Source organism: Caulobacter endophyticus (assembly GCF_003116815.1).
Classification (GTDB): Bacteria; Pseudomonadota; Alphaproteobacteria; order Caulobacterales; family Caulobacteraceae; genus Caulobacter; species Caulobacter endophyticus.
The window spans coordinates 1-15,033 of the sequence record NZ_QDKQ01000009.1 but is presented as its reverse complement, the minus strand read 5'-3'; the positions used below and the strand labels follow the sequence as shown (position 1 = coordinate 15,033).

Annotated in this window: 15 protein-coding genes; 1 reads left to right on the top strand and 14 read right to left on the bottom strand. The window is 68.7% G+C overall.

The window, feature by feature from the left end:
* Positions 1–2 precede the first annotated feature (2 nt).
* The 3 genes from DDF67_RS00805 to gyrA form a co-directional block, all read right to left on the bottom strand.
* Positions 3–836, bottom strand: coding sequence for a peptidylprolyl isomerase (locus tag DDF67_RS00805; protein ID WP_109099079.1), 834 nt, complete (start codon positions 834–836; stop codon positions 3–5).
* A gap of 226 nt (positions 837–1,062) precedes the next feature.
* On the bottom strand, positions 1,063–1,551 hold the full coding sequence (gene coaD / locus DDF67_RS00800; RefSeq protein ID WP_109099078.1) for a pantetheine-phosphate adenylyltransferase: 489 nt from the start codon (positions 1,549–1,551) through the stop codon (positions 1,063–1,065).
* A gap of 23 nt (positions 1,552–1,574) precedes the next feature.
* On the bottom strand, positions 1,575–4,331 hold the full coding sequence (gene gyrA, locus DDF67_RS00795; RefSeq protein WP_109099077.1) for a DNA gyrase subunit A: 2,757 nt from the start codon (positions 4,329–4,331) through the stop codon (positions 1,575–1,577).
* Between the two features lie 115 nt (positions 4,332–4,446).
* Here gyrA and sodC point away from each other — a divergent pair, with 115 nt between their 5' ends.
* On the top strand, positions 4,447–4,971 hold the full coding sequence (sodC, locus tag DDF67_RS00790; protein ID WP_109099111.1) for a superoxide dismutase[Cu-Zn]: 525 nt from the start codon (positions 4,447–4,449) through the stop codon (positions 4,969–4,971).
* 87 nt (positions 4,972–5,058) lie between these two features.
* Here sodC and dipM read toward each other — a convergent pair whose 3' ends face one another.
* The 11 genes from dipM to DDF67_RS00735 all read right to left on the bottom strand — a co-directional run.
* Positions 5,059–6,954, bottom strand: coding sequence for a cell division endopeptidase DipM (gene dipM, locus DDF67_RS00785; RefSeq protein ID WP_109099076.1), 1,896 nt, complete (start codon positions 6,952–6,954; stop codon positions 5,059–5,061).
* 105 nt (positions 6,955–7,059) lie between these two features.
* Positions 7,060–7,719, bottom strand: a complete 660-nt coding sequence (locus tag DDF67_RS00780; RefSeq protein WP_058349429.1) for a protein-L-isoaspartate(D-aspartate) O-methyltransferase — start codon at positions 7,717–7,719, stop codon at positions 7,060–7,062.
* Entirely contained in the window at positions 7,719–8,537 is an 819-nt protein-coding gene (gene surE, locus DDF67_RS00775) for a 5'/3'-nucleotidase SurE (protein ID WP_109099075.1), read from the bottom strand. Before surE ends, DDF67_RS00780 begins: the two co-directional genes overlap by 1 nt.
* A complete protein-coding gene (gene serS / locus DDF67_RS00770) occupies positions 8,534–9,829 on the bottom strand; it encodes a serine--tRNA ligase (protein WP_109099074.1) in 1,296 nt (431 codons plus the stop codon). The genes surE and serS overlap by 4 nt, the downstream gene beginning before the upstream one ends.
* 114 nt (positions 9,830–9,943) lie before the next feature.
* Positions 9,944–10,843 carry a twin-arginine translocase subunit TatC gene (tatC, locus tag DDF67_RS00765; protein WP_109099073.1) on the bottom strand — a complete coding sequence of 300 codons (900 nt, stop codon included), beginning with the start codon at positions 10,841–10,843 and terminating at the stop codon, positions 9,944–9,946.
* The gene (gene tatB, locus DDF67_RS00760; RefSeq protein ID WP_109099072.1) at positions 10,840–11,454 is read right to left on the bottom strand and encodes a Sec-independent protein translocase protein TatB; all 615 of its coding nucleotides are present in this window, start codon (positions 11,452–11,454) and stop codon (positions 10,840–10,842) included. The genes tatC and tatB overlap by 4 nt, the downstream gene beginning before the upstream one ends.
* 100 nt (positions 11,455–11,554) lie before the next feature.
* Positions 11,555–11,779: a twin-arginine translocase TatA/TatE family subunit gene (locus DDF67_RS00755; RefSeq protein ID WP_058349436.1), complete on the bottom strand. Its 225-nt coding sequence runs from the start codon at positions 11,777–11,779 to the stop codon at positions 11,555–11,557.
* Positions 11,780–11,915: 136 nt separating this feature from the next.
* Positions 11,916–12,581, bottom strand: coding sequence for an SMC-Scp complex subunit ScpB (gene scpB, locus DDF67_RS00750; RefSeq protein ID WP_109099071.1), 666 nt, complete (start codon positions 12,579–12,581; stop codon positions 11,916–11,918).
* Positions 12,582–12,741: 160 nt separating this feature from the next.
* Complete coding sequence (locus DDF67_RS00745) at positions 12,742–13,563, bottom strand: segregation and condensation protein A (RefSeq protein WP_109099070.1); 822 nt, start codon at positions 13,561–13,563, stop codon at positions 12,742–12,744.
* Positions 13,560–14,588: a beta-N-acetylhexosaminidase gene (gene nagZ / locus DDF67_RS00740; RefSeq protein ID WP_109099069.1), complete on the bottom strand. Its 1,029-nt coding sequence runs from the start codon at positions 14,586–14,588 to the stop codon at positions 13,560–13,562. The genes DDF67_RS00745 and nagZ overlap by 4 nt, the downstream gene beginning before the upstream one ends.
* A gap of 11 nt (positions 14,589–14,599) precedes the next feature.
* Positions 14,600–15,033, bottom strand: a 434-nt coding sequence (locus tag DDF67_RS00735; RefSeq protein WP_146197922.1) for an SPOR domain-containing protein, incomplete at its 5' end; no start/stop codon positions are given.

Here is a 15,033-nt window from a genome sequence, read left to right as displayed (position 1 = left end):
GCTTACTTGCTGACCTTCACGGGCACTTCCACGTCGCAGATGTTGTAGCCGGCGCCAAGCTCGGCCTGCCGCTTCTTGAAGACTTCGGCGAAGGCGGCGCTGCGGGTGTCCATCACCTGCACGGTCGGGCGCTTGTCGGCCGGCATGTCGGCCAGCACCTTGACGCTCAGCATCTTGTCCTGCGGATCGGCCACCGGCTCGCCGGTCTTGATGGCGCGGACGACCTCCAGGCCCGACAGCACGCGGCCAAAGCCGGTGTAGGTCTTCTCGAGCGACGGGTAGTGCTGGCGCATGAAGAAGAACTGGCTGTTGGCGCTGTTGGGGTCGCCCGCGCGGGCCATGCCCAGCACGCCGGGGCAGAAGTTGGCCCAGGCCTGCACCTTGCCGTCGGCGGTCATGGCCGCCAGCATCGACGATTGGCTGGTCACGGCCAGCGGGCCGACGAAGCCGGTCTCCAGCGAGCCGACCTTGCCGGCCGGCGCGAACGCCCCGCCCGAACCGGGGCGGCGGAAGGTGAACTCGGCCGTCATGTCGGGCTTGTCCGAACCGCCTGTGCCGTCGTTCTTCGGGTCGCCCGTCTGGGCCATGAAGCCATCGATAACGCGGAAGAAGGTCAGGCCGTCATAGAAGCCGGCCTTGGCCAGCTCGCGCACGCGCTCGACATGGCCGGGAGCGGCCTCGGGAACCAGCTCGGCGACGATGCGGCCCTTGTTGGTCTCGATGACAAGGACGTTCTCCGGGTCGGGCGTACGCCACTCCGAAACTTGAGCCGAAGCGGTCGAGGCCGAAACGAGCGCCAGGGCGACGACGCCGAGAGCGCGGAACGCAGACTTCATGGATTTCCCCGAACAGATCTCGTCGCCCCGCGTAGAACGGGCGGAGCGGAACCACAAGCGTCGTCGATGATTTCGGCCACTTGTGGGCGATGGGACCGGGAAGATGCTCCCCCTGCGGGGGAGCTGTCGCGTAGCGACTGAGGGGGAAGTGATCGCGGCACGTCAGCAGCCGCTTCCCCCTCCGCCCCTGTGGGCCACCTCCCCCTTCAGGGGGAGGATCTCTGAATCACCGCGCCTTGATCTTGGCCATCAGGTCGGTAGCGACGCCCGGGCTGACGAACTTGCCGACTTCGCCGTCGAGCGAGGCGATTTCCTTGACCAGCTTGGAGGCGATGGCCTGGTGGCGCGGATCGGCCATCAGGAAGACCGTCTCGATCTCGCGGTCCATCTGCTGGTTCATCGCGGTCATCTGGAACTCGTACTCGAAGTCGGCCACGGCCCGCAGGCCGCGGACGATCATCTGGGCGCCGACTTCACGCGCGAAATGGATCAGCAGGCTGTCGAACGGGCGAACCTCGATGGCCGCGCCCTTCAGGTGAGCCGTCTCGCGCTGCAGCATGGCGACCCGCTCGTCGAGCGAGAACAGGGGGCTCTTGCCGATATTGACGGCTACCCCGATGACCAGCTTGTCGACCAGCTTGACCGCCCGACCGATGATGTCGAGGTGGCCGTTGGTGACCGGATCGAAGGTCCCGGGATAAAGACCGATACGCATGAAACCCCCTGCGCTTCCTTGCTTTACGGGGTCTCGTCCGCCCCGCTTGCCTCGTCCTGCCCTTCGTCGCCGCCGGCTTCGGCCAGACGTTCGACGCTCACGACATGCTCGTCCGCCGCCGTGCGGAAGACGGTTACGCCCTGAGTATTCCGCGCCGCAACACGAATTTGCGAGACGGGGCACCGTATCAGCTGACCAGCGTCGGTCACCAGCAGGATTTGGTCGCTTTCGTCGACCGGGAACGAGCCCACCAGCTTGCCGCCGCGCTTGGACAGATCCTGGGCCGCCAGGCCCTGGCCGCCACGGCCCGTGCGGCGGAAATCATAGGCGCTGGTGCGCTTGCCGTAGCCTTCCGACGAGATCGTCAGGATGATCTCTTCGGCCGCGCCCAATTCGGCGATGCGCTCGATCGACAGGTTGGCCTCGCCGGCCTCTTCGTCGGTCTCCTCCGGCGCCGGGGCTTCGTCGCCCTCCTCGCCATTGGCGGCGCGCAGCAGGGCGCGCTGGTGCTTGAGGTAGGCCGCGCGTTCGGCCGGAGTGGCGTCGACGCTGCGCAGCACGGCCATCGAGATGACGGTGTCGCCCGAAGCCAGCTTCACGCCGCGCACGCCGGTGGAGTCACGGCTGGCGAACACCCGCACCTCGTCGACCGAGAAGCGGATGCAGCGGCCGGCCGCCGTGGTCAGCAGCACGTCCTGGTCGCCGTTGCAGACGGCGACGCCGACAATGCCGTCGCCTTCATCCAGCTTCATGGCGATCTTGCCGTTGCGGCGGACGTCGACGAAGTCGGACAGCTTGTTGCGACGCACGCTGCCCGAGCGGGTGGCGAACATCACGTCCAGGCCGTCCCAGGTGGCCTCGTCCTCGGGCAGGGTCAGGATCGAGGTGATGGTCTCGCCCGGCTCGATCGGCAGCAGGTTGACGAACGCCTTGCCGCGCGAGTTGGCGGCGCCCAGCGGCAGGCGCCACACCTTCATCTTGTAGACCTTGCCGCCCGAGGTGAAGAACAGCAGCGGCGCGTGGGTCGAGGCCGAGAACACGCGGGTGACGGCGTCCTCGTCCTTGGTGGCCATGCCCGACTTGCCTTTGCCGCCCCGGTGCTGGGTGCGGTAGTTGGCCAGCGGGGTGCGCTTGACGTAGCCGCCCATGGTGACGGTGATCACCATGTCCTCGCGGACGATCAGGTCCTCGTCTTCCACGTCGGCGTCGCCGTCGACGATCTGGCTGCGGCGCGGGATGGCGAACCTGTCCTTCACCTCGACCAGCTCTTCGCGGACCACGGCCATGATGTTGGCGCGGTCGGACAGCAGGTCGAGATAGCCCTTGATGGCCTCGGCCAGCTGGGCGGCCTCGTTGCCGATCTCGTCACGGCCAAGGCCGGTCAGGCGCGACAGGGTCAGGGCCAGGATGGCGCGGGCCTGCTCGTCGGTCAGGCGGATGAAACCGCCGTCTTCCAGCACCGAGCGCGGGTCGGCGATCAGCTCGACCAGGGGCAGCATGTCGCCCATCGGCCAGGCCTTGGCCACCAGGCGCTCGCGCGCCTCGGCCGGGTCCTTGGACGAGCGGATGATGTGGATGAACTCGTCGATATTGGCCACCGCGATGGCCAGGCCGACCAAGACATGGCCCCGGTCGCGGGCCTTGCCTAGCTCGAACTTGGTGCGGCGGACGACGACTTCCTCGCGGAACTCGACGAACACTTCCAAGAGCTTGCGCAGGCCCATCTGCTCGGGACGGCCGCGGTTCAGGGCCAGCATGTTGACGCCGAACGAGCTTTGCAGCGCCGTGAAGCGATAGAGCTGGTTGAGGATCACCTCGCCCGAGGCGTCGCGCTTGAGCTCGACCACGATGCGCATGCCGTCGCGGTTGGACTCGTCGCGGATATCGGCGACGCCCTCGATCTTCTTGTCGCGGACCAGCTCGGCGATGTGCTCGACCAGGTTGGCCTTGTTCACCTGATAGGGGATCTCGGTGATGATGATGGCTTCGCGGCCGGTGCGGATTTCGTCGACGCTGGCCACGCCGCGCATGACGACCGAGCCGCGGCCGGTCAGCAGCGCGTTGCGCGGCGGCGAACGGCCGATGATCTCGCCGCCCGTCGGGAAGTCCGGACCGGGCACGAGGTCGAGCAGTTGGTCGGTGGTGACCTCGGGTTCGTCGATCAGCAGCAGGCAGGCGTCGATGACTTCGCCCAGGTTATGCGGCGGGATGTTGGTGGCCATGCCGACGGCGATGCCGCCCGCGCCGTTGACCAGCAGATTGGGGATCCGCGACGGCAGGACGGTCGGTTCCTGCTCCTTGCCGTCGTAGTTGTCGGCGAAGTCGACCGTGTCCTTGTCGAGGTCGGCCAGCAGCGACATGGCCGGCGGCGCCATGCGGCACTCGGTGTATCGCATGGCGGCGGGCATATCGCCGTCGACCGAGCCGAAGTTGCCCTGGCCGTCGATGAGCACCAGGCCCATCGAGAACGACTGCGTCATGCGCACCAGGGTGAAGTAAATCGAGGCGTCGCCGTGCGGGTGATACTTACCCATGACGTCACCGACGACGCGGGCCGACTTGACGTACGGACGCTCGGGCGTCTGGCCCTGCTCGTGCATCGAGAACAGCACCCGGCGGTGCACCGGCTTGAGGCCGTCGCGCGCGTCCGGAAGGGCGCGGCTGACGATGACGCTCATCGCGTAATCGAGATACGAGCGGCGCAGCTCGTCCTCGATATTGATCGGGGCGATGTCTCCGCGCGGCCCTTCGGGAGGCAGAGTGTTTTGATCGTCGTTCAAGGGGATTTTTCGCCGTCAGAATCGAACACGGAACAGTCGGAAACAGTTAGCATTCTGACACGGACGGCGCCACCTTCGCCGCCCCATGCGTCCCTTACGAATGCAGGAGCAGTTCATGCGTCTGACCGCCCTTTTCCTCGCCGCCGGCCTCGCGGCCGCCACCACGGCCTCCGCCGCCGATGCGCCCGCCGTCGCGACCGCCGAGATCAAGGGCGCCGACGGCAAGACCATCGGTACGGGGACGATCACCGAAGCCCCGCACGGCGTGCTGCTGAAGATCGAGGCCAAGGGCCTGACCCCGGGCTGGCACGGCCTGCACTTCCACGAAAAGGGCGACTGCGGCACGCCCGACTTCAAGTCGGCCGGCGCCCACGTCCACACGACCGCCACGGTGGTTCACGGCCTGCTGAACCCGAACGGCAACGACAACGGCGACCTGCCCAACCTCTACGCCGCCGCCGACGGCACGGCCGTGACCGAAGTGTTCTCGCACCTGGTGTCGCTGAAGGGCGCGGGCGGCCGTCCCGCCCTGCTGGACGCCGACGGTTCGGCCATCGTCATCCACGCCAGCCCCGACGACCACACCAGCCAGCCGATCGGCGGCGCCGGCGCTCGCAGCGCCTGCGGGGTGGTGAAGTAGCCCCTTCCCGCCCCTCCTGGCGGGCGGAAACGAAAACGGCCTCCGGATCGCTCCGGAGGCCGTTTCTGTTTGGGATGTCCCTCGACCTTAGCGCGGCAGCACCAGGCCCGGATCGATCGGCTTGGCCTTGTCCTTCGGGGTCGGGGCGTAGCGAACCTCGAAGTGCAGTTGGGGCTCGTTGACGCCGCCGGTCTGGCCGACCGTGCCAAGCTGCTCGCCCTGGCCGACCTGCTGGCGCATCTTCACGTCCGTGGCGGCCAGGTGCGCATAGGCCGTGACCCAGCCGTCAGCGTGCTTGACCAGCACGAGGTTGCCGAAGCCCGGCACCTGGTTGCCGGCATAGACCACCTCGCCCGAGGCGGCGGCCTTGACCGGCGCGCCGGCCGAGGCGCGGATGTTGAGACCGTCGTTGCGCTGGCCGGTGCCCTTGGGGCCGAAGTCCGAGATGGTCTCGCCGCGCACCGGCCAGATGAAGCGGCCGCGGCCGGCGGCCGTGATCTCGGCCTCGGTCGGCGGGGCGCTGCTTTCGATGATCGGACGCGACGGAGCCGGCGGCGGGGTGATCGGCTGGGCCGAGACCGGCGCGCTGGGACGCGGATAGCTGGAAGACGAACCCGACGGCGTGTACGGGCGCGGGCTGGACGGCAGGCCGCTGGTCGACGGCGCGGGGGCCGGCGAAGCGCCGATCGGCGCCTGGGCGGTCGCGGTCGGAGCCGGGATCGAGGGGCGCGGCGCGGGCGTCGTCACCGTGGTGCGGATCGGGCCGCGATCCTTGTAGCCGTCCGGCAGGACGACCTTCTGGCCCTTCTTGACCGAAGCGCCGGTGCGCAGGTTGTTTTCCTTGGCCAGCGCCGAGACGCTGACGTTGAAGCGCTTGGCGATGCCGGTCAGGGTGTCGCCGCTCTCGGCCACATAGGCCTTGTCGGTGGTGGCCGGACCTTTGAGCTTCTGGCCCGGACGGATGACGTACGGAGCCTTCAGGTCGTTGTCCTCGACCAGGTCCTTGCGCGTGGTGCCCAGCTCGCGGGCGATGGAGTCGATGGCGTCGCCCGACTTCACCGTGTGGATCTTCGGCTTGCCGGCGACCTCGATCACCTTGCCGGTGATGCTGACCGTCGTGGTGGTCGTCGCGGCCGGGGTCGGCTCGTCGTCGACGACCGGGCGCGAGGGCGGCGGGGCGGCGGGACGCGAACCAATGGGCGGGGACGAGGCGGTCGAGGTCGGACGCGACGGCGCAGCGCCCGCCAGGGTGGACGAGGCGCCCGGAACCGGCTGCATCACCGTGGTCTTGGACGGACCCTTGTCCTTGTAGCCTTCCGGCAGGCGGATCTTCTGGCCGGCGCGGATCGAGGCGCCGCTGGCCATGTCGTTCTCGTCGGCCAGGGCCACCGGCGTGACGCTGAAGCGGCGAGCGATGGCGCTGAGGGTGTCGCCGCTCTCGACGACATAGGCCTTGGCCTTGGTCGAGGGGCCCTTCAGCTTCTGGCCCGGCTTCAGGCGATAGGGTTCTTCCAGGTCGTTCAGCTTGGCCAGCTCGACACGCGAGATGCCCATCTTGCGGCCGATGGCGTCGAGGCCGTCGCCCGACTGGACGGTGTAGGTCTGAGGAGCGCCGCTGACGTCGACGACCTTACCCCCGGTGACCGTCACCACGACCGGGCGCATGGCGGGCTGCTGCGGCGCAGGCGTCGGGATCGGGCGGCTGTCGGCCGGCGGCGGGGGCGGCGGCGGAATGTCGGAGGGCACCGGCGACAGCGGCTGGCTCGACACGGCGCCGGCGGCGACCGGCGCCGTCACTGGCGGGGCGTCATCCTCGGGCGGCTGGGCCGGCGGCGGGGTCTGGGCGGCAGGCGGGGCCTGGACGATCGGCGGGCTGACGCCGGTGTCGGCTCGGGTGGGATACTGCGCGCCGGTCGTCTCGCAGGCCGCGAGCGTTCCAGCCGTCAGCGCGATCACCGCCGCTTGCGTCCACAACTGCCTCATGACCTCTCCTTTCCTCGCGGAGCCTTCAAGTCGCCGCCGCAAGGGTGAATCAAACCTTAACCAAACACGCACGACGTCGCCGAACCTGTGGACGCCAGGCCCGCTCTACTCGCGGGCGACGCCTTCCAGGATCGGGACGAAACGTACGTCGCACAGGGCTTCGACCGTGAAGCCCCCCTTTCCGTCGCCGGCATAGCGGCGAAGGCTCTGGACAGGCCCGCGACCAACGGGCGCGACGAGCACGCCGTTGGGCTTGAGCTGAGCCAGAAGCCCCTTAGGCTCTTCCTGCGCCGCAGCGGTGACCATAATACGGTCAAAAGGCGCCTGCTCGCGCCAGCCTTCCCAGCCGTCGCCAAACTTGGTGATCACGTTGGTCAGGCCCAAGGCCGAAAAGCGGGCTTCGGCCTCCTTCATCAGGGTGCGATAGCGCTCGACCGTGTAGACGAGGCGCGACACCCGGCTGAGGATCGCGGTCTGGTAGCCCGAGCCGGTGCCGATCTCCAGCACCCGGCAGCGCGGCTCGACCGTCAGGGCCTGGGTCATCAGGCCGACGATGAACGGCTGGCTGATGGTCTGGCCGCAGGCGATCGGCAGGGCCGAATCCTCCCACGACCGCTCCTTGAAGAGGTCGGGCGTGAACAGGTCGCGGGGCGTCTTCTCGATCGCCGACAGCACGTTCGGATCGGTCACGCCTTGCGCGCGCAGCGCGTCCAGCAGCCGCTTCAGCAGCGCTTCGGGGGTCTCGGGGCGCTTGGCGCTCGCCATCACAGGCTGGGCTCCGGCTGGCTTTCCGATTTGGGGGCGAGCTTGGGCGGCGCTCCGCCCAGCACGCCCTTGAGGGCGGCGACGGTGGCGTTGTGCGTCAGGTCGATATGCAGGGGCGTCACCGAGATACGCCCTTCGTACACGGCCTTCAGATCGGTGCCCTCCGGCGGATTGGACGGCTTCGCCGTGAAGCCCGTCCAGTAGTAGTCGCGACCACGCAGGTCCGTCCGCTTTTCAATGCGCCGCAAGTGCGAGTCGCGGAAGCCTTGGCGGGTCACTTCCACGGCATCGACCCGCTCGGGTGGAACCGGCGGGAAGTTGACGTTCATGACCACGTCCGACGGCCAGCCCACCTCGAGCAGGCGGCGGATGATCCCCGGCGCGAAGTGTTCGGCGGTCTCCCAGTGGGCGACGACCTCTTCGGCGAAATAGGTCATGGCCTGCGACAGGGCGATGGCCGGAACGCCCAGCACCATGCCCTCGATGGCGCCGGCCACGGTGCCCGACAGGGTCACGTCCTCGGCAAGGTTCTGGCCGCGGTTGACGCCCGACAGAACGAGGTCGGGCTTGGCTCCCTCGACCAGTTCCTGAAAGGCCAGCGACACGCAGTCGGTAGGCGTGCCCTCGACGGCGAAGCGGCGGGCGTCGATCTTCCGCACGCGCAGCGGGTCGGCCAGGGTCAGGGCCCGGCTGGCGCCCGACTGCTCATACTCCGGCGCGACGACCCAGACGTCGTCCGACAGCGCCGCGGCGATGCGCTCCAGGGACGCCAGTCCCGGCGCGTGGATGCCGTCGTCGTTGGTGAGGAGGATCCTCACGCAGCGCCCCCGATGTGGGTCAGCCCGCCCATATAGGGCTGCAGCACGGCCGGGATGGCGATGCGGCCGGCTTCGTCCTGATAGTTCTCCAGAACGGCGACGAGCGTGCGGCCGACGGCCAGGCCCGAGCCGTTTAGGGTGTGGACGTAGTGCGTGCCCTTTTCGCCGGCCTTCTTGTAGCGGGCATCCATGCGGCGAGCCTGGAAGTCGCCGCAGTTCGAGCACGAGCTGATTTCGCGGAAGGTAGCCTGGCTGGGCAGCCAGACTTCCAGATCGTAGGTCTTGCGGGCGCCGAAGCCCATGTCGCCCTTGCACAGCAGCATGGTGCGGAAGGGCAGCTCCAGCTTCTTCAGCACCGTCTCGGCGCATTCGACCATGCGCTCGTGCTCGGCCTCGGACTGGTCGGGCGTGGTGATCGAGACCAGCTCGACCTTCTGGAACTGGTGCTGGCGGATCATGCCGCGGGTGTCGCGGCCCGAGGCGCCGGCTTCCGAGCGGAAGCAGTAGGTCAGTGCGGTGAGGCGCAGGGGCAGCTCTTCCTCGCCGGTGATCTGCTCGCGCACGAGGTTGGTCAGCGACACCTCGGCGGTGGGGATCAGCCAGTGGTCACCGGTGGTGCGAAACAGGTCCTCGGCGAATTTGGGCAGCTGGCCCGTGCCGAACAGGGCGTCGTCCTTGACCAGCACCGGTGGGCTGACTTCGGTGTAGCCGTGCTCGACCGTCTGCAGATCGAGCATGAACTGGCCGAGCGCGCGTTCGAGCCGGGCGACCTCCTTCTTGAGCACCACGAAGCGCGCGCCGCTCATGCGGGCGGCGGCCTCGAAATCCATGCCGCCCAAGGCCGCGCCCAGGTCGACGTGGTCCTTGGGGGCGTTCAGGCGGCCGGCCGGCAGCTTGGCGGCGTCGCCCCAGCGGCGCTGCTCGACATTGCCCGCCTCGTCCTCGCCTTCCGGCACTTCGGCGGCGGGGATGTTGGGCAGGCTGGCCAGGAGGTCCTTCAGCTTGGCGCCGACGAGGTGCTCTTCTTCCGAAGCCTCGGCCATGCGGCCCTTCAGCGCCTCGACCTCGGCCATCAGGCGGGCGGCTTCGGCCTCGTCCTTCTTGGCCTTGGCCATGCCGATCAGCTTGGAGCTTTCGTTGCGCTTGGCCTGGGCTTCTTGCAGAGCCGTCTGGGCCGCGCGCAGCTGGGCGTCGAGCTTGACGGCTTCCGACGCCGCGCCCGACCGCCCCTTGGCCGACCAGGCCGCTTCATAGGCTTGCGTGTTTTCGCGGATGGCCTTGATGTCGTGCATCGGAATGAGCTCGGCAGGAAGTCGTTAAGAAACGCCCTTCTCTAAGGCGCGTCGCCAAGGGTGCCAACGTTTTTGCTCACGAACACCCCTCTCTCAGAGGGAGGTGGGCTCTCGCTAGACCGCGACGACGTCCTTGCTTTCGTCGGCCTCGCGCTTGCTGCGGCCGCGCTCGATGATCCAGACGCACCAGATGCCGATCTCGTAGAGCAGGCACATGGGGATCGCCAGGGTCAGCTGGCTGATCGGATCGGGCGGGGTCAGGATGGCGGCGGCGATGAATACGCCGACGATCGCGTAGCGGCGGCCGGTGCGCAGCATCTTGGAATCGATGATCCCGGCCATGCCCAGCAGCGAGACCACCACCGGCAGTTGGAAGCAAAGGCCGAAGGCCAGCAGCAGCGAGGTCACCAGGGTCAGGTAGTCCGAAACCTTGGGCAGCAGCTCGACCGAGATGCCGGCGCCGAAGATCTGCTGGTTCATCGAGAACCAGACGATGAACGGCAGCATCACATAGTAGACCAGCGCAGCCCCCATGAGGAACAGCACCGGCGAGGCGATCAGGAACGGCAGGAAGGCCCCGCGCTCGTTCTTGTAGAGGCCCGGCGCAACGAAGCGGTAGAGCTGCCAGGCCAGCACCGGGAAGGTGATCACCACGGCGCCGAACGCCGACAGCTTCAGCTTGGTGAAGAACTGCTCCAGCAGGGCCGTGAAGACGAACTTCTGGTGGGCCACGTCCACCGGCGCGTCCTTCAGGCCCATCAGCACCATGATCAGGTCGAAGGGGTTGTGATGCGCGCCCGTCTTGCTGGCCGCGACCATGCCGGCGGCCACCTCGAACGGGTGGATCAGGAACAGGAACAGCTGGGTCGAGAAGGCGAAGCAGACGCCGAAGCCGACGAACAGGGCCACGACGCAGACGATCAGGCGCGAGCGCAGTTCGGTCAGGTGGTCGAGCAGCGGGGCGCGCGAGGCCTCGATCTCGTCTTCGGGATCATGTCCGATCGAATTGGTCACGAAACGATGTCCGAGCTGGAGGCGGCGGTCTTGGCCGTGCGCTTGCGGACCGGCTTGGCGGCCGGCGCGTCGACGTCAGCACTGGCGGCCTTGGGCTTCGGCGGGACGCCGACGTCCTTGGAGGCGGCCTTGGCGCGCGGCTTTTTGGCGACGACCTCGACCGTGGGCTCGGCGGCGGCCTTGGGCGCGCGCTTGCGAGCCGGCTTGACCGGGGGCTGCAGCGTCGCGGCGGCGTCGGTCTGCGGCTCTTCCACCGGTTCAGGATTGTGCGCGGCGTAGGGGTGAGCCTGCACCGAACCGTTGTTCAGGCTGGCGTCGATGTCGGCGAACACCTGATCGACACTGGCGTCCTTGGCTTCGTCGACCGCAGTCTGCACCGGATTGGCATATTGGCCAGCGCGCATGGCCTCGACCTCGCGGCGCAGCTCGTCGAGCTCCGATTGGCGGGCCATCTCGTCGAAGCTGGCGCGGAACTCGTTGGCCATGCCGCGGATCTTGCCGACGAACTGGCCCAGCTTGCGAAGGAGAACAGGCAGGTCCTTGGGGCCGACCACGATCAGGGCGACCGCGGCGATGACCAGGAGTTCTGCGCCGCCGATATCAGGAAGCATGCAACCGCCTCAGACCGGCCCGGCTCTCCCGAGGAGGCCTGGGCCGCGCAGTATGAAAAACGCGGCCGCGCCCTCTATGCGAAGGCGCGGCGAACCGACCTTACGACTTGCGCAGGTCTTCCTTCTCGGCCTCGGTGCGCGGCAGGGCGCCCGTCGACTTGTTGTCGGCCACTTCCTGGCTGCTGTCGTCCTTCAGGCCGTCCTTGAACGCCTTGATGCCCTTGGCGGCGTCGCCCATGATCCCGGACAGCTTGCCGCGACCGCCGAAAAGCAGGGCGACGACCGCGATCACGATCACCCAGTGAATCCAGCTCATGCTACCCATAACGGCGGTGCTCCTTGCGACAGCGGCGCTTTAGCCGCTGCGGCGTGTCGTTACAATGTCTCAGATAATATAGGCGTCCGCGTGGCGTGGAGCCAAGCGGAACGGAATGCGGCGATTGCGCCCCGGCCAAGGCAGGCTATGCCTTGTCGCCCCCTTCCAGCTCGCCCAGGAAATCCTGAGCGAATTCCGGCGTCTCGCCTTCATCGAGCAGATCCTCGCCTTCGTCGTCGCGCATCGCCAGGGGATCAGGCACGGAAAAGCCCGGCGGCAGGTTGAGGTCGAGCAGCCCCGCGGCCTTCATTTCCGCCACGCCCGGCAGGTCGCCAAGATTCGCCAGGCCATAGTGTTCGAGGAAGGCGTCCGTGGTGCCGAAGGTCACCGGGCGGCCCGGCGTGCGGCGGCGGCCGCGCATGCGGATCAAGCCCAGCTCCAGCAGCACATCCAACGTGCCCCGGCTGGCCTGCACGCCGCGCACGGCTTCGATCTCGGCGCGGGTGACGGGCTGGTGATAGGCGACGATGGCCAGGGTTTCCTGGGCGGCCTTGGACAGGCGCCGCGGCTCCTCGCGCTCCTCGGTCATCAGGAAGGCCATGTCGGCGGCCGTCTGGAAGCGCCAGCGGCCGGCCACTTCAACAAGCTCGATGCCCCGCCCGGCCCAGGTCCGCCGGAGGTCGGCGATCCCCTGGCGGATGTCGGCGCCGTCGGGCAGGCGCTTGGCCAGATCCTGCACGCTCAGCGGCTCGGCCGCCGCGAAAAGCAGCGCCTCGATGCAGCGTTCGGTGAAGATGGGGTCGAGGGTCATGCGAAGCCGCCGAGGAACCTCCCCCTGTGGGGGAGGCGATCGCGCAGCGATCGGTGGGGGGACTTAACTTGGAGGTCGGCAGGCGCGGCGGAAGCTGAAAACTTCCCCCCACCGGCCTTCGGCCGCCTCCCCCACGGGGAGAGGTTCCTTGAGACAGCGATCACGCCCCCTCCTCCGCGTCTGTCCGGGTGCGCAAGTAGATCTCCTCGAACGCGCCCATCTGGCGCACCGTCAGCGCGCCCTCCTTGGCCAGCTCCAGGCTGGCCGACAGGGTCGAGGCCAGATAGCTGGCGGGCGTGGGGCCTTCGGGGTCTTCCTCCCAGCGCTCGACCGGGGCGACGCCGGACAGGGCGGTCCATTCCTCCATCCTCGGCAGGAACGTCCGCAGGCGGTCGCGGGCGTCCTCCAGCGGGTAGGCCTGGGGGGGGCGCGGGGCGTAGTGACGGCCGTGCTCACGCTTGCGCTGGCTGATATAGGCGCTCATCAGGGCGTAGAGGTCGCCTTCGAAACGGGTGGAGGAGACGATCTTCACCGCGTCGGGGTCGCCGCGCATGAAGACGTCGCGCTTGAGCTGCGGGCGCTCCTTCAGGGCCTCGACCGAGCGGCGCATGGCGTCGAGCTTGGCCAGCCGGAAGGCCAGCTGGGCGGCCATCTCCTCGGCCGGCGGCTCCTCGGCCTTGGGGCGTTCGGGCTTGGGCAGCAGCAGGCGCGACTTGAGGTAGGCCAGCCAGGCGGCCATGACCAGATAGTCGGCGGCCAGCGAGAAGCGCACGCGGCGGGCCTGCTGGACGAAGGCCAGATACTGCTCGGCAAGACGGGTGATCGACAGCTGAAGCAGGTCGACCTTCTGGTTGCGGGCCAGGGCCAGCAGGACGTGCAGCGGCCCTTCGTAGCCATCGATATCGATGACCAGGGCCGCGCCGTCTTCGGCCGCCTCCCGGGCGGCCGCGAAGTCGAATGTGGGCTGAAAGCCCGTGCTCACCCGGCGTACCGGCCGTCGAAGGCGGCGTCGAAGCGGGCGCGAGCCTCGATGGGATCGAAAGGCTCGGGAACCCTGACCAGCCGCCCCATTACGGCTTGGGCGCGACGGCGCGCCTCCTTGGACAGCTTGCCGACGCCGGCCATCACGGCCTTCATCTCGTCCATGTCGCCGTTGCAGTGCAGGACGACGTCGCAGCCGGCCGACAGGCTGTCCTTGGCGCGCTGCTTGAAGTCGCCCGACAAGGCTTTCATCGACAGGTCGTCGCTCATCAGGAGGCCGTCGAAGCCCAGCGAGCCGCGGATGACCTGCTTGATGGCCTTCTTGGAGGTGGTGGCCGGGCGGCGGCGGTCGATGGCCGTGTAGACGACGTGGGCCGTCATCGCCATCGGCATGTCCGACAGCACGCGGAACGGGGCGAAGTCGCGCGCGTCCAGCTCGGCCAGCTTGGCCTTCACCACCGGCAGCTCCAGATGGCTGTCGCTCATGGCGCGGCCATGGCCGGGAATGTGCTTGATGATCGGCAGCACGCCGCCGGCCAGCAGGCCCTCGGCCGCCGCGCGGCCCAGGGTCGCCACCTGCTCGGGGGTGTCGCCATAGGCGCGGTCGCCGATGATCTCGTGCCCCTTGGGATCGGGCACGTCCAGCACTGGCACGCAGTCGACGTTGATCCCCAGCGAGGTCAGGTCGTGAGCGATGAGGCGGGCGCCGAGGCGCGTGATCTCGCGGGCGACCAGCGGGTCGTTGGCGACGAGCTCGCCATAGGCGCGGCCCGGCGGATACTTGGCCCAGTGCGGCGATTGCAGGCGGGCGACACGGCCGCCCTCCTGGTCGATCAGGATCGGCGCATCAGGGCGGCCGACCGTCTCGCGCAGCGCCGAGGTCAGCTTCCGGACCTGGTCGGGCGTGTCGATGTTGCGCTTGAAGAGGATGAAGCCCCAGGGCTTCACGTCGCGGAAGAAGGCGGCCTCTTCCGCCGACAGGACGGTCCCGGCGCAGCCGAGGATGGCGGCGGAAGAGGTGCTCATGGTCCCCTCGCCTACTTCACGAAGCAGGATTTGCCGGCGGCGCTCAGGGCGTCGCAGAACGCCTTGGCGTCAGCGCGGCTGGAGAAGCCCGTCACCGAGGTGCGGTAGAGGGTCGAGCCGTTCTTGTCGATCGCCTCGACCTTCTTGCCCTTGCCCGCAGCCAGGCCCGGCGCGATGCGGGCTGCGTCGCTCCAGGCCTTGTCGGCCAGGGCGGTGGAGGACAGGGCGCCGATCTGGACGCTGGCCGGACCCGAGGCGGTCGCGGCGGGCTTGGGCGCGGCGGCGGCCGGCTTGGGCGGAGCCACGGCGGCGGTGGCCAGGCTCTCGATGCTCGGGGCGGGAGCCGGCTTGGCGGCCGGCTTGGCCGCGGGCGGAGCGGCGACCGGGGCGCCGGGCGCGGTGGCGGCGGGCTTGGCCGGCGGCAGGCTGGCGCTCTGCACCGGCG

Bases quoted from the DNA above. Each gene is read 5' to 3' on its own strand.
- DDF67_RS00755 (WP_058349436.1), bottom strand. From the start codon at position 11,779: ATGGGTAGCATGAGCTGGATTCACTGGGTGATCGTGATCGCGGTCGTC.
- DDF67_RS00780 (WP_058349429.1), bottom strand. From the start codon at position 7,719: ATGGCGAGCGCCAAGCGCCCCGAGACCCCCGAAGCGCTGCTGAAGCGG.
- tatB (WP_109099072.1), bottom strand. From the start codon at position 11,454: ATGCTTCCTGATATCGGCGGCGCAGAACTCCTGGTCATCGCCGCGGTC.
- serS (WP_109099074.1), bottom strand. From the start codon at position 9,829: ATGCACGACATCAAGGCCATCCGCGAAAACACGCAAGCCTATGAAGCG.
- dipM (WP_109099076.1), bottom strand. From the start codon at position 6,954: ATGAGGCAGTTGTGGACGCAAGCGGCGGTGATCGCGCTGACGGCTGGA.
- sodC (WP_109099111.1), top strand. From the start codon at position 4,447: ATGCGTCTGACCGCCCTTTTCCTCGCCGCCGGCCTCGCGGCCGCCACC.
- nagZ (WP_109099069.1), bottom strand. From the start codon at position 14,588: ATGAGCACCTCTTCCGCCGCCATCCTCGGCTGCGCCGGGACCGTCCTG.
- scpB (WP_109099071.1), bottom strand. From the start codon at position 12,581: ATGACCCTCGACCCCATCTTCACCGAACGCTGCATCGAGGCGCTGCTT.
- DDF67_RS00805 (WP_109099079.1), bottom strand. From the start codon at position 836: ATGAAGTCTGCGTTCCGCGCTCTCGGCGTCGTCGCCCTGGCGCTCGTT.
- coaD (WP_109099078.1), bottom strand. From the start codon at position 1,551: ATGCGTATCGGTCTTTATCCCGGGACCTTCGATCCGGTCACCAACGGC.